General features: G+C 70.1%; 11 protein-coding genes and 1 pseudogene. 5 read left to right on the top strand and 7 right to left on the bottom strand.

The genetic code is table 11. The features are described from left to right. Positions 1 to 47: 47 nt before the first annotated feature. Entirely contained in the window at positions 48 to 1292 is a 1245-nt protein-coding gene (locus PSED_RS00255; RefSeq protein ID WP_407692854.1) for an IS701 family transposase, read from the bottom strand. Between the two features lie 78 nt (positions 1293 to 1370). Here PSED_RS00255 and PSED_RS00250 point away from each other — a divergent pair. Next, positions 1371 to 1691: pseudogene (locus PSED_RS00250) on the top strand (transposase); the annotation flags it as partial. Positions 1692 to 1754: 63 nt separating this feature from the next. Then, positions 1755 to 2234: a rod shape-determining protein gene (locus tag PSED_RS00245; RefSeq protein ID WP_233899507.1), complete on the top strand. Its 480-nt coding sequence runs from the start codon at positions 1755 to 1757 to the stop codon at positions 2232 to 2234. Here the strand turns inward: PSED_RS00245 and PSED_RS00240 are convergent. After that, on the bottom strand, positions 2185 to 2463 hold the full coding sequence (locus PSED_RS00240) for a DUF7144 family membrane protein (RefSeq protein WP_013672270.1): 279 nt from the start codon (positions 2461 to 2463) through the stop codon (positions 2185 to 2187). The two genes, PSED_RS00245 and PSED_RS00240, sit on opposite strands and share 50 nt — an antisense overlap. A 722-nt stretch (positions 2464 to 3185) precedes the next feature. Here PSED_RS00240 and PSED_RS00235 point away from each other — a divergent pair. Next, positions 3186 to 3551 carry a hypothetical protein gene (locus PSED_RS00235; RefSeq protein WP_041759132.1) on the top strand — a complete coding sequence of 122 codons (366 nt, stop codon included), beginning with the start codon at positions 3186 to 3188 and terminating at the stop codon, positions 3549 to 3551. Between the two features lie 162 nt (positions 3552 to 3713). Here PSED_RS00235 and PSED_RS00230 read toward each other — a convergent pair whose 3' ends face one another. Further along, positions 3714 to 4469, bottom strand: a complete 756-nt coding sequence (locus PSED_RS00230) for a type 1 glutamine amidotransferase (protein ID WP_013672268.1) — start codon at positions 4467 to 4469, stop codon at positions 3714 to 3716. 29 nt (positions 4470 to 4498) lie between these two features. Further along, positions 4499 to 5839, bottom strand: coding sequence for a MurT ligase domain-containing protein (locus PSED_RS00225; protein ID WP_013672267.1), 1341 nt, complete (start codon positions 5837 to 5839; stop codon positions 4499 to 4501). Positions 5840 to 6339: 500 nt separating this feature from the next. Here PSED_RS00225 and PSED_RS00220 point away from each other — a divergent pair, with 500 nt between their 5' ends. After that, positions 6340 to 7068 carry a hypothetical protein gene (locus PSED_RS00220; RefSeq protein ID WP_233899248.1) on the top strand — a complete coding sequence of 243 codons (729 nt, stop codon included), beginning with the start codon at positions 6340 to 6342 and terminating at the stop codon, positions 7066 to 7068. A gap of 769 nt (positions 7069 to 7837) precedes the next feature. On the opposite strand, the gene PSED_RS00215 is transcribed toward PSED_RS00220, so the two are convergent. From PSED_RS00215 to PSED_RS00205, 3 genes are all read right to left on the bottom strand, one after another. Then, on the bottom strand, positions 7838 to 9142 hold the full coding sequence (locus PSED_RS00215) for an NRAMP family divalent metal transporter (protein WP_013672265.1): 1305 nt from the start codon (positions 9140 to 9142) through the stop codon (positions 7838 to 7840). A gap of 70 nt (positions 9143 to 9212) precedes the next feature. Further along, positions 9213 to 10553: a magnesium transporter MgtE N-terminal domain-containing protein gene (locus tag PSED_RS00210; RefSeq protein WP_143770300.1), complete on the bottom strand. Its 1341-nt coding sequence runs from the start codon at positions 10551 to 10553 to the stop codon at positions 9213 to 9215. Positions 10554 to 11025: 472 nt separating this feature from the next. Continuing rightward, positions 11026 to 13017 carry a heavy metal translocating P-type ATPase gene (locus PSED_RS00205; protein ID WP_233899246.1) on the bottom strand — a complete coding sequence of 664 codons (1992 nt, stop codon included), beginning with the start codon at positions 13015 to 13017 and terminating at the stop codon, positions 11026 to 11028. Positions 13018 to 13139: 122 nt separating this feature from the next. On the opposite strand from PSED_RS00205, the gene PSED_RS00200 reads away from it, so the two are divergent. Continuing rightward, positions 13140 to 13478, top strand: a complete 339-nt coding sequence (locus PSED_RS00200; RefSeq protein ID WP_013672262.1) for an ArsR/SmtB family transcription factor — start codon at positions 13140 to 13142, stop codon at positions 13476 to 13478. Positions 13479 to 13605: the final 127 nt, after the last annotated feature.

Genomic DNA, 13605 nt, shown 5'->3' with positions numbered 1-13605 from the left:
TCGCCAGGTTGACCAGGCCCATCGCAGCGGTTGGGTCGGGATGTGGGTCAGAGGTGCCAGGAGACGTCGGATCTCGGCGAGGGTGAGCGGGATGAGGCCGCTACCAGGTCTTTTGGGGCGATTGCCGCGGTGACCGAGAGGTAGGCGTGGGCGAGGAGGGCGAGGGTGATGTGGCGGTACCAGGCGTCGTAGCGGCGGACCTGGTACTGGTCGAGACCGACCTCGTTCTTCGCGGTCTGGAAGCACTCCTCGATTGCCCAGCGGGTCCCGGCGACCCGGATCAGGTCCTCGTCGGTGGTACCGGGCGGCCCGGCGCACAGGTAGTAGGCCAGCTCCGGCTCCGCACCGGCCTGGAGCTGGTCGGCGCCGAGGATCTGGCGGCGCACCAGCAGCCATCGGCCCCACCCGGCCGGGGCGTTCTCGGGCGGATACAGCGAGGCCACGGCCCAGTCGTAGAACCGCTCACCCTTCACCCCGGGGCCGGCCGAACGGCGCTTCCATGCCCGTTCGGGAGCGCGGGCGACCAGATCATCCGCCCGTCGTGAGCCGCTGATCTGCGAGATGTCGGCGTCCACGGACAACGGGATGGACTGATTTCGGGGAACCGCGACGACGTAGCCAATCCGGCGCTGCTCGCACCAGGAGCGGAACTTGTAGTCCTGCCCGTATGCCTCGTCCGCCGCCACGAACGAGGCCGGAACTCCGGCATCGAGGGCGCGGCCGATCATCTGCTTGGCCAAGACGGTCTTGGTAGCGAACTCAACCTCGTCGGGCACCGCCGCCTCCCGGCAGCGTTCCCGATCCCCGGTCCAGGACTTGGGCAGATAGAGCTCGCGGTCGATCAGGGTGCGCCCCTTGCCAGTGGCGTAGGCCAAGAACACCCCGAGCTGGCAGTTCTCCACCCGGCCCGCCGTGCCGGAGTACTGGCGCTGCACCCCGGCGGACTTCGTGCCCTTCTTCAGGAACCCGGTCTCGTCGACGATCAGCACCCCACCCGGCTCGCCGAGATGCTCGACCACATAGTCCCGCACATCGTCACGGACCCCGTCGACGTCCCAGCTGGCGGCGTTGAGCAGCCGCTGCATCCCATCCGGGGTCGCCTCACCGGCAACCTCGGCCAGCGTCCACCCGTTCTTCCCGGCCAGCGGGGCCAGCAACCCCCGCACATACGCCCGCGCGCGCCGCCGCGGCTCCGCACGGAAGAACCGGCCCGCCACCAGCCCGAACAACCCGTCCAGGCCACCGGCCCACGCCTCGAGATCCTCCGGCAACTCCACAAGATCGAAGCCTATCGGAAGATCACATAACAAACTGCGGCTGGAGTACTAGTATGCAACGGCAGTTGGCCGCTGTTTGGGATAGTCCCGCTCGTGGTGGTGGATCTTGCGGTGGCCGAGCTTGATCGGTTGCACGAGCGGGTGGCGGGCCGGTTTCGGCGGGCGGAGCCGCGGGCGCGGATGCGCGAGTACGTGTCCGGGCTGGTCGCGGGGTTGGAGCGCAAGAACGGCTGGACCCTTGCCGAACACGCCGGCGAGGTCTCTCCCGACGGTATGCAGCGGCTGCTGCGCTGGGCGGACTGGGACATCGACGGGCTGCGCGACGACGTGCGCGAGCACGTCGTGGAACAGCTCGGCGACCCAAACGCGGTGCTGATCCTCGACGACACCGGACGCCGTCCGGGCACGCGTGCCCGGACCGATCCTGGCCGGCGGCCGATTCCGGGCCGGGTTCCGGGCCGGGACAGGGGCCGGGACATGGCTCGGCTCGGTCTGGACATCGGCAGCTGCAGCACGGTCGTGTGGGACACCGCCGGAGGCTTCCTGCTCGACGAACCCTCGGTGATGCTGGACATCCCGCACGGCGGCGGCACGGAGATCGGCTGCGGCGCGGCCGAGCTGGTGGATCGGCTGCCGGCGGGCGCGCAGGCCGTCCGCCCCGTGCTCGCGGGCGTGGTGACCGACCTCGACGGGGCCCGTCGGTACGTCCGGGCCGTGCTGCGCCGGGTGCTGCCGCGTCCGTGGCAGCGCACGCGGCTGTCCACGGCCGTTGTGGTGCGATCGGCGAGCCCCGCCCGGGGCTCCGACGGGGCTCGGGACGGCCCTCCGTCCCTGCGGCCCGGCGGCCGACGAGCGGCCGCGTCGACACGTCGGGCCGATACGGCACGGACGGCATCCGCCTCCGCCCTCAGCGCTCGCCGGCCGCCCAGCCGCCGGCGCTCGTCATCGCGTAGATGATCACGACGTCGACGGCGATCACCACCACCGCCCACAGCGGGTGGGCCCCGATGAAGGCGAGGTTGACCAGTGCGCACAGCGCGGCCAGGACGATCCCCGTCACGGGTGCCACGTTGTTGCGCGCGAGCACGCCGAGACCGCTGAGGATCAGCAGGGCGCCGAGGATCAGGTGCACCCGCCCCCAGACGGGGTAGCCGACCTGGACCACCAGCTGCTGGTCGGTGGCCACGTAGTAGCCGCTGTTCAGGAGGGCGACGAGGCCCTAGATTGTCGCGGGCCGGGTGGCCAGGCCCGCCGGCCGGCCGCGAACCTCCATCAAAACCCGGGACTTGACAGACGGGCTTCCGCGACCGGCGCTTCGACTTGGCCGGCTCGTCGTCGACGCACGACTGGTCACCGGAGGCCGGCACGGCCGCGGTCACCTCCCCCGACACCGTCTCCATCACCGGCTCCCTCGTCGGTGCTGTCGCGGGTGGCGCCACTGCGACCGGAAGCGTCGCTCGCAGTCATCCCGGCAGCATCGGCCGAAATCCGCGGACCGGCCAGAATGCTCGACAGATTGGGGCGGTCTTGGCCAAGAGTTTGTTCCGGACGAACCGAAAGATTGACCTGCTGCCGCCCGAGAACGGGAGGATGACGACAGTTCCGCCGTAATACGGAATGGCGAGGACCTCGCTGCGCAACAGCCAGCAAGAGCCGGAGTCGTGCCGGTTGTTTGGGGTCGACGGACAAATGCGGCGGCCACTAGCATCGCTGGGTCAGGCCGGAGGGCGACACATGGTGGGTAAGAGGTCCGGAGGGAGGCGATGTCCCGGGCCGCCGCGGCGCCGGGCGCTGGCCGCTCCGCTCACGGCCGGTCTGGTGGCGATGGTGTCGGTCACGGCGTGCGGACCGGGCCCTGCCTCGCCCACTGTCGTCGGCACACCCTCGCCCACACCGCCGAACACATCGGTGCTGTTCGGGCAGCGATTCACGTGGCCAGACGGCCCGACGCTCATCGTCCTCGCGCCTGAGCCGGATGCGACCGGCCATCGCCAGGTAGAGCTGCGTCTGCGGATCACCGCCGGTGCGAGCGGCGTGGACCCCGCCACGGATCTGCACCTGGACCTGACCGCGCGCGGCCAGCGGCTCGCACCGCAGCAACCGCCGTCGAGCGGAACTTGGCGGGCGGTCGGCCTTCCCGCGACCGCCCTGCCCGCGGGGACATCAGTGGGAGCGACGCTGGAGTTCGCCGCACCACCCGACCAGGGCGGCTGGCAGTGCACCGCGACCCTGCGAGGCAGCCCGCTGGTGGTGACCTACTCCGAAGACATCTGAGGGCTGGACGATACGACGGCGGAGCCTGGCGGCCGCACGTGCCGGACCAGCGGAGCGGGTCGCCGCCTCCCGATCGGTTCGAGAGTCAGAAGCGCTCTCAGACTCGATGACGCACCGTCGGCGGGCTCGGGGTCTTGCGCACATGGCGACGGGCCGGGTCGGTCAGCGGGCTCGATATCTGCGGGGGAGGAACCCCCGGAGTGCGGGGGGTCGGCGTCGGCGCTCGAGGTAGGCGCGGCGCATAGCTTGTTGGTCGGGTGTGTCGAGCGGTGTCAGGTCCTGGCCAGTGGCAATACCGAGCAGGTGGTCGGCGAGCGCGGGGTTGCGCGCGAGAACTGGGCCGTGCAGGTAGGTGCCGACGATCGTGGGGGTCAGCGCGCCTTCGGTGGGCCGGCCATGGCGGCGGGTTCCGTTGCCGGTACCTCGGCTGGGAACGGCCAGGGGCTGCACGCCGGGGCCCAGGGTGGTGTGGCCGCGATGGTTCTCGAAACCGGTGAGTTCCCCGATCGAGGAGACGGTTGCCGAGGCGATGACCTCGCCGACGGCGCGGCGAGGTCCTGCACTGGTGGTCACGTCAAGCGCTCCGACCCCTTCCAGGACGCGTCCGTCGCGATCGGTGATCGTCGTGCCGAGGAGCTGGAAACCGGCGCACACGGCGAGCACGGCATGCCGGTCGGCGAGCTCGTCACGCATCCGGTGACGCAGCAGCCAGCGGGCGGCGGCCTGCTGGGCAGCGTCCTCACCGCCGCCGAGGACGTATATGTCCGCGCTGCGGGGAGGAGCGTCGGCGATCGTGACGGTGCAGACCTGGGTCGCGATACCACGACGGCGGGCTCGTTCGGCCAGGATTACGGCGTTGCCCGCGTCGGAGTAGGTCCCCAGCACGTCGGGCAGCAGCACGGCGATCGTCAGCTCCACAGCACTGGCTCCGCTTGCCCCGTGTCCGCTCACATGAGGCCTGGACCGGTGATCACCTGCAACTCCCGTTCGAGGTCGAGGGCACCGCCCGGGTCGTGGTCGGTCGTGGCGAGCCGGGAGGCCAGCGACCGGAACGCCGTGTAGTTGGCGATGACGTCGACCTTCCCCGGGGGAAGTGCGGTCAACGCGATCAGCGGGTCGGCGAGCGTGATGTGCGCGATGTTCGCGTAGCTCAGCCGCAGGCCGAGATCGTGCGCCTTCTCCCCGGCGACGGCCACCAGCCCGGGCCCGCGGTCGATGTTGTCGTGCTGGGCGAGCTGTTCGAACGGGACGTCCCAGAGCCATGACGTGTCGCGGCCGTCCGCGGCGCGGGCATTGACCACGAGGAGCCGGGCCGCGTCGGGTTCCAGCAGCGGCAGGGTCTCGGCCCAGCCGGCAGGGTTCTTCGCCAGCAGCAACCGGAGCCGGTGCGGTCCGTGGACCGCGGTGCGGTAGCGGCCGCCCACGTGCCGGATCGAGGACAGCGCGCCGGCGGCGGCCACGACGTCGATGCCGAGCTCTGCCGCGGCAGCCAGCGCGAGCGCCGCGTTGCCAAGGTTGAACGCCCCCGGTAGCCGCAGCGACACCCGGATCGACTCGGTGCGCCCGTCGAGGTGGGCGGTCTCTCGCAGGACGGTGTCGTCGGCGGGATGCAACCGCCACCGCGTGGCCGGGCGCGCCAGACCGCACGTGCAGCTCCACGACCCGCTGTCAGCGACCTGGAGTGCCTCGCCGCACGCCGGGCAGCCTGCGGTGTCCCCGGTCCAGTTCGCCCCGGCCGCGACCCAGACGACGCGAGCGGCGGCACCGGTAGCCCACACGACCATGGGGTCGTCGGCGTTGGCCACAACGCACGTGTCGGGATGACGACGCAGGGCCTGCGAGATGGCGGCGGCGACCATGCGGACCTCGTTGCCGCGGTCGAGTTGGTCGCGACTGAGGTTGAGCAGCACCACCACCGCAGGGTCGACGGCCTCGGCCACGGCGGCCACGTGCAGCTCGTCGACCTCGAGAACCGCCAGTTCCGCGTCGGGGGCGGCGGTGAGCGCGGCGACGGCGCCGTCGGACATGTTCGCGCCGGTGGCGTTGTGCGCGACGGAGCCCGAGGTTCGGAGCAATGTCGCCAGCAAATGGCTGGTGGTCGTTTTGCCGTTGGTGCCCGACACCAGCACGACGCGCCGTCGATGCGCGAGACGCCGTAGCGCGCTCGGGTCGAGAGCGAGGGTCACCCGCCCACCAATAATCGCCCCTTCTCCTCGGCCGAGACGCCGCGACAACCCGGCCGTCCACCGACCGGCACGAAGAGCCATCCGGCTCGTCGTCGTGTCCATCTCACCTCTCACAGGAAGTCATCATGCCTCGCACAGCTCCCGCAACCGGAACCGGGCGCTCGAATACGCGAATACTCGATCAATGTCGATGCCAAACCTTTCCGGGCCCGACCTCCCGCGATTTCGGACCGTCGCCACACATTCCACGGAAACCGCAAAACTCGCATTCCCGGCCGAAACCCCCATCCAGGCTTTTCGGCAAGCGCGAAATTCGTGCTCTCCGCGACGTGTGGGGTGGGGCGGGCCTGGCGGCCCGCTGCGGCGACCGTCGCGGCAGGCGTTGGTGCGGCACGTCAGGCACGACCGCCTCGTTCGTGAGGCGCCCAGTTCACCGATCTCGGACCCGACGACCTCGCGTGGTAGACGCAGACGCGTCGAACACGTAGCTCGGTTGGACGACGGGTCATCATGCCGGGGGGCGAGCGTGGCGGACGGCAGCCGCGCGGCCGACGGACGCCGCGGATCGAACGGTAAGACAGGGCGCTCACGGGTTTGGCGAGATGGCCGCCGCAGGTGTCGTCCGTCGGTTCGATGCGGCTTGCCGACAGCTCACCGCGGACTGGCTCGATCCGAACCCGGCGGTCAATACGGTGATGGGCATGGAGCTACGCAGGTCAGCGGGGCCGCCGACTGCCGACGCCCCTGCCCGAGTTCGCATCCGCCCCAGCGACGGCAAGCTCATGGTGTCCGCCTGCATTGCCACGCTCGCCGCTGCCGTCACCTTCATCGCCCTGCTTTCACTCGCGACGTCGTATCGCGCGACCGTTGAAGTGATCCTTGTGCCCAACCCCGCAGCCTCGGCGCAGCAGACGGCAGACGGGACCGTACTGGCTCCCCAGCAGGGCGTGACGGCCGCGGCGGCAGTCCTCAACGAGCCGCAGTGGCTCGCCCCGTCGGCCGCAGCGGCGTCGGTTCCGTCCGGAGCGCTCACATTCGCCGCAGCCGTCGTGCCCACCACGCCGATCGTCCAGCTATCGGCTGTCACGACCAGCCCCCGTGCAGCCGAGATCGCCCTTGCGGCATGGGTGACCAACGCGACTCCACTCGTCGAGCGCTTGAGTGGGCCCTACTCGTTAGTGACGGTCGGGTCACCCGACGGCACCGGAACCGTTCGGGGACTCGCGGCGTCGACGATCCGCTCGCTCGGGACCGGGGCCGCCTTCCTCGTGGTCTTCGCAGGCTCGTGGTTCGTCCTGTCCCGGCGCCGGAGCCGGAGCACTGTCGTCTGACGCCCGGGGTCGCCAGCACCACCACGGCCGCCGACGGATTCGCCCTCCCACCTGCCCCTGCCACCTTCCGCCCGGAGTGAGCTGGGACGCGGTGGTGCCGCTTCCTTCCGACGAGCGAGCTCGTGCCATGAGGAGCTCAGTCGGCCGCGGTAGATCGACGACGGGCCTCACCAAAGGACGCGTCCTCGCGGCACGGCCGCCACCGCTCCCGGGGCGCTGCTGCGGGTGGCGAGGAACGGGCGTCCAACTCGGGGGGTCTCGCTACTCGTGTTCCCCCTCGTCGCCGCGATGCGGCAACGATTGTCGGTCATGCAGTGACCGAGGTCACATCGGGAACTCGTTCCCCGATGTCGACTGATCGCCCGATTCAGCCCAGCCCCCACGCACAGTCGAGCAGTTCGTCAATCTTGAAACCGTGGAGTTCACCTGATGTGCTGTCGCGGCCCGTCTGCAAGCGCCGAAGGGTCGCGACAAGAGGGACAGCGATGGCCACGGCGGGCCTGGTGGCGGTCGCGACCAGCACGACGCCCGCCATCACCAGGCCGGCCCACAGGTGTCGAAGATGGTTCCTGCGTGGCCGTCCTTCTCGACAGTATGTGGCGGCCCGAACACTGTAGGTGTTCTCCTACGCGAAGTAGAAGTAGCGGGCCGGGCCTGCCGGACCGCATTTCAGACGTTGCCGCAGCTATCAGACGACGCGCACCGGTGCGGGCCGGGCAGCGCCGCCTGCTGGTCCGGGCCCTGGTGACGATGGCGTGGTGCTCGGGTGTTAGCCAAGACCGAACCAGCCGAGGATCGTTTGGACGAGCACGGTGGCCGACAACGCGGCGACGACGACCACGCATGCGGTGGCGATGGCGCGGAAGACGGGGCCGTTGGCGGCGTTTCCGAGCACGCTTCGGCGGTTGGCGAGGATGAGGACGTAGGCGAGCAGGATGGGTGTGATGATGCCGTTGAGGACCTGGGCCTGGACGAGTAGTTCGATGAGGTTGCCGGGGATGAGGGCGATCGCAGCGCCGAGCACGATCTGCCCGGTGAATAGGCCCAGGAACAGCGGGGCCTGCCGGAAGCTACGAGAGACCGAGCTTTCCACCCCGACGGCTTCGGCGACGGCGTACGAGGTGGAGAGGGGTACGACGGCGGCGGCGAGGGCGGAGGCACCGAGCAGGCCGAGTCCGAATAGCTGACCAGCGAAGCGTCCTGCCACTGGTTCCAGGGCGGTGGCTGCTTGCGCCGCGGAATCCAGCGGTGCGCGGGTGGTGATGGCGGCCGCGGTGGCAATGATGATGAAGATGCTGATCACGTCGGCGAAGATCGAACCAACGACGGTGTCGACACGCTCGCGGGGGTAGTCGGCCGGGCCGATGCCGCGGTCCGCGACGGCGGCCGCGACGTAGAACTGCATGTAGGGGGTGATGGTGGTGCCGATCAGCGCCACGCCGAGCAGCAGGAAGTCCTTGGACGCGACGAAGTGCGGCAGGGCCAGTTGGGCGCCGGCCTCGGCCCAGTCGGGGTGGGCCAGAATCGCTGCGATCGGATAGGCCAGAAACGCCATTGACAGGACCAGGAAGATTTTTTCGGCGTATCGATAGGAGCCGAAGATGACCAGGCCCCAGATCGCGGCCGCGGCGATCGGCACAGAGATGTAGCGCGACACTCCCAGCAGTTGCATTCCGGCGGCGATTCCGGCGAACTCCGACACGACTAGTCCGATATTGGCGATAGCGAAGCACAGCAATGCGAACGCAGAGACGCGGATGGAGAATTGTTCGCGGATCAAAGCGCCGAGCCCGACGCCGGTGTAGGCGCCGAGCCGGGCGCACATTTCTTGCACCAGGACCAGTCCAACGGTGACCAGCAGCATAAAGAACAACGTGCGGTAGCCGAACTGGGCGCCCGCGGAGGCGTAGGTGGCGATGCCGCCAGCGTCGTTGCCGGCGTTGGCTGCGATGAGGCCGGGCCCGGCGATCGCCAGCGCGGCGACGAGTCGACGGCGCCACCTTCGTCCTGTGGGCGGGAGCCCGGTCGGCCGAGCATCCTCGGCGGCCGGTGCGGTGCGAGTGGTGGATTCCATGACTAAGCGGCCTTTCCGGGCAGGCGCGCCGGGGCGACGGCATGGTGCGAGTCGCCGGGAGAGCGGGCTGTCAGGGGACGAGGGGGAAGATGCGGAACCGGCCGCGATCGGGGACAAGGGCATCGACCAGGTCGTCGGCGAGGATGCGGCCCACGGGGCGGTGCTCGTCATCCACGACGACGACGGATTGGCGGCGGGCATCGATGAACTGCTCCACGACCTCGCGCAGCGGCGTGTCGGGGGCGACCGTCACCGGCCACGGTGCTCCCACGAGCTGCCCGATCGGGGTACCGCTGTCGGCCAGCAGCAGCTCCAGCGTGGTCACGTCGTCGATCAGTCGCCCCTCTGGGTCGACCACGCAGATCGCGTCCAGCTCGCCGGCGTGGTCGGCCTGCGCGCGCAACCGGTGCACGACGACGCCCACGGTGTCGGTCTGGGTCGCGGTGACCAGAACCGGGGTCATCACACCGCCCGCACTGCTTTCGTCGTAGCCCAGTAGCCCCCGCAGCCGGTCAGCCTGCTCGGCCGGTACCGCTGCCAGCAGGCGGTCGCGCTCACCCTCGGGCAGCTCACGCAACGCGTCCACGGCCTCGTCGGGCTCCATCTGCGCGAGCAGCGCCGCCGCCTGGCCGGTCGGCGCCTCGCGCAACAGCGACTCCAGCTCGGAGGACTCCATCTCCTCCAGCGCGTCGGCCGCCGCGCCCGGCTGCACCATCTCCAACAGCTCGTTGCGCGGTTCCCGGCCCAGCTCGGCGAGCAGGTCGGCCAGCTCAGCCGGACGCAATGCGGTCAGCGCGGCGTTGGGTGTGCGCAGCCGCACCTGCCGGGCAGCAGCGCCCTCCTGGTCCGACCCGCCCAGGGCCTGGATCGCCGACCAGTCGATCACCTTGTCCGGCGCCGGGCGAGCCCGCCAGCGCGCCGGGCCGATCCTGCGGGCCAACACCCGCAACCCGACCTCGGCACCCACCAACCGCCACATAGCATCCATTTCGGATAGATAGAGATCGGAGGCGCGGATCACCCGGACCCCGTCGGTGTCCACCATCTGGTGATCCAACACATCGTGCGCCAACCGCACCTCACCGCCGCGCACCTGGAAATCCCGCAGGTCCAGCCGCGCTGAGCGCAGCCGCACGGCGGTGGGCTCGATCCGGTCCACTACCTCGGCCGGCACGTAGGCCCGGCGCCGCCCAATCTTGACCACGAGCCCGGTCACAGGGGGATACGGCTCGCCCGCCCACCGGCACACCACATCGACCAGCTGCCCGATACCGGCCCCCGCCTGGTTGAACACCGGGCGGCCCAGCAAGCCGGCCAACGACACCAAAACGCCCCGCACCGGTCGGCGCGCCCGCACCTGCTGCGCCCGCCGGCGCAACGACTCCGCTCCCGGCATGCTCACCATGATCATTCACTCCTATCGATGCCACAACAAACACGGAGGAAACGGTCACGGAATCACCGCACGCGCAGCCGGATAACGGCCCTGCCACCGCGACACCGGCACCGCAAGGCACCAATCGCAGCCTGGTGATCAAACAGAAAAAGCGAGAACCGGGGGACGAATCGTCAACCCGCCGCCACGGTGAACCGCGACCGGCTACTACTGGGGGGCTCACTGTTCTGCACGAGCCTCACCTCCCACCGATCGCGATTCCCAAGGTCCACCACACAACAGACCGGGCGGACAACCGCCACCAGTATCGCCTCCTGCGGGCCGCCTGTTACACCCGGCCGCCATCGGACACTCCCCGCGCGGCCCTGAGGTGCCCTGCGTCGCCCCTGGCCCGTTAGGAAGCCGTTGTGGGCCTATCCCCATGCGGTCGTTGCGGTCACCGCATCGACGTCGGCAGCTTCCTGCTGGTCACTCGACAACGAGTTGATCACCGCCTTGAGGTCGACGTGAACCGGCCCTCCTCTGCCGCTGTCCTCGCCGAGGTCACGATCGGGGTATCTGCGGTCTGGGCCGAAGTGGCAGTCGGTGTCGGGCTGGTCGAGCGAGGGCTGGTGAGGAGTCGCAGGCCGTTGAGGCAGACGATGACCGTGGACAGTTCGTGGCCGGCGACGCCGAGGGCCAACGGCAGGGTGTCGAGCAGGTCCCATGCCGCGAGCCCGACGATGACTGCGGCGGCAAAGGCGAGGTTGACCCGGGCTATGCGGCGGGCTCGGCGGGCGAGGGTGACCAGCGGGGCCAGTGCGCCGAGGGGGTCACGGGTGAGGACCCCGTCGGCTGCCTGCACGGTCAGAGCGCCCGCGCCTCCGCCCGCGGCGTCGCCAACGACGAGACCCACGTCGGCCGCCACGAGCAGCGGGGAGTCGTTCAGCCCGTCACCGACGGCCAGCACGCGGCGACCGCTGGACTGGTGCCGGCGAATCACGGCGACCTTGTCCGCAGGCAACAGGTCAGCGTGCACCCGGTGCACACCTACCTGGTCGGCGAGGACAGCGGCCGGCCGGGCCGCGTCACCGGTCAAGATCTCGGGCTCGGTGCCGATCTCTTGGCCGAGCGCGCGGACGGCGTCGGCGGCACCAGGGCGGGGTTTGTCCGACAGCCCGACGAGCGCGGCCGCTTCGCCGTCGATGATGACCAGCACCGCGGTGTGGCCGTCGTCCTGGAGTTGCGCGACCATGGCGTCGATGTCCGGGTCGGGCTTGGCCAGCAGTTGCGGGCGGCCGACGAGTACCTCGGATCCGTCGACGCGGGCGCGCACGCCCTCGCCCGGGACTGCGGTGAACTCCTGAGCTGATCGCATGTCCAGGCCGACAGCGACCGCGTGCCGGCGTACCGCCTGCCCCAGCGCGTGCTCGCTGCCGGCCTCGGCTGCAGCGGCGATCACGAGCGCGGCGTCACGATCGGCAGATCCCAGTGCGGTGATGCTGGTGACCTGGGGTCGTCCGGTGGTCAGTGTGCCGGTCTTGTCCAGGGCTACGGTGTCGATGTCGGCGAGGGCTTCAATGACGGTGACGTCCTTGACCAGGGTCCCGCGCCGTCCGGCGACCGCGACCGCAGCCAGCAGCGGCGGCATGGTGGCCAGCACGACCGCGCACGGCGAGGCCACGATCATGAACGTCATCGCTCGCAGCAGCGTCGGGGTGAACGCGGCGCCGACCAGCAGCGGCTCCACGAGCAGCGCGAGCGTGGCCACGACGACGAGGACCGAGTAGCGGGCCTCAACGCGCTCGATGAACAGCTGCCGACGCGCCTTGGTCTCGGCGGCCCGTTCGACCTGCGCGGCGATCCCCGCCACGACCGTGTCGGCGGCGTCACGCAGGACCCGTACCCGCAGTACGCCGGTGCCGTTCACGGTTCCGGCCAGGACCTCGTCGCCGACCCCGCGACGCACGGGGACCGGTTCCCCGGTCAGGCCCGCGGTGTCGACCTCCGAGACCCCGTCGACCACCCGCCCGTCACCGGGGATCCGCTCACCGGGCCGCACGAGCACCTCCTGGCCGGCGACGAGCTCGAGCGCAGGGATCTCCCGCTCGATGTCCCCGGCGTCGTCTCCGTCGGTGGGGTCGAGCACGGTCGCGGTGTCGGGGGTGATGTCGAGTAGCGCGGTGATGCTGGCGCGGGTGCGTGCTGTCATCACCGCCTCCAGCGCGCCGGAGGTCGCGAAGATGACCACCAGCAGAGCACCGTCGAACCACTGCCCGATCGCGGCGGCCGCGACCGCGGCCACGATCATCAGTAGGTCGACGTCCAGTCGTCGCGCCAGCAGCGCCCGCAGCCCTTCCAGCGCCGGTTCCCACCCGCCGGCCAGATAGCAGACCAGGTAGGCAGCGACGGTGACCGGCGACGGCGCCCCGACCAGGCCGAGCATCACCGCGACCACGAACGCCGCCAGCGACGCCGCCGCCCACCTGACCTCGACCACCCGTAGCACCTGACGCATACAAGTCAACGTACCTACGTATACGCGAAGGTACGTAGGGATGTGACCTATAAGATCATGAACTGAACGACTTCGTAGGTGTTCAGGTCCGATAGACTCCCGGCGTGCACGAGTCGATCGCCGGGTTTGAGATGCCGGCCGAGGACGAGGTCCGCCGGGCGGCCGACGTGCTGCGCATGCTGTCCGACCCAACCCGGATGAAGATCCTCTGGGCCCTGCTGCAGGGCGAGAGCTCCGTCGCCTGCCTGGCCGAGCTCGTCGGCGCCACACCCACCGCGGTCAGCCAGCACCTGAGCAAGCTGCGCTTGGCTGGTTACGTGCAGAACCGCCGCGAAGCCACATTCGTCTACTACACCGTCGAGAACCCGGCCGTGCGCCCCCTCCTCGAACAGATCTTCGCCACGACGCCCGCCGCACGCGACGCCGTCACCGCCCGGCCGTAGACCCTTCCGGGACAGACAGCGGGAACCGGCGCTTCTGGGCAGTCCGATCACCGCCGAGGGACCGGCTCGGCTCCCGAAGACAGAATGACCGCGCGCAGAAATTGACGCGCTCATGTCAATAGCCATC

Origin of the sequence: Pseudonocardia benzenivorans CB1190 (assembly GCF_000196675.2) — a bacterium.
Classification (GTDB): Bacteria; Actinomycetota; Actinomycetes; order Mycobacteriales; family Pseudonocardiaceae; genus Pseudonocardia; species Pseudonocardia benzenivorans.
Note: the sequence above shows the minus strand (reverse complement) of the source record. Positions and strands in the feature narration are given on the sequence as shown.

What these genes read in the sequence shown, in the direction of transcription:
- PSED_RS00245 (WP_233899507.1), top strand. Translation starts at nt 1,755, where the DNA reads ATGGCTCGGCTCGGTCTGGACATCGGCAGCTGCAGCACGGTCGTGTGG.
- PSED_RS00225 (WP_013672267.1), bottom strand. Translation starts at nt 5,839, where the DNA reads ATGGACACGACGACGAGCCGGATGGCTCTTCGTGCCGGTCGGTGGACG.
- PSED_RS00220 (WP_233899248.1), top strand. Translation starts at nt 6,340, where the DNA reads ATGGCCGCCGCAGGTGTCGTCCGTCGGTTCGATGCGGCTTGCCGACAG.
- PSED_RS00215 (WP_013672265.1), bottom strand. Translation starts at nt 9,142, where the DNA reads ATGGAATCCACCACTCGCACCGCACCGGCCGCCGAGGATGCTCGGCCG.
- PSED_RS00210 (WP_143770300.1), bottom strand. Translation starts at nt 10,553, where the DNA reads ATGATCATGGTGAGCATGCCGGGAGCGGAGTCGTTGCGCCGGCGGGCG.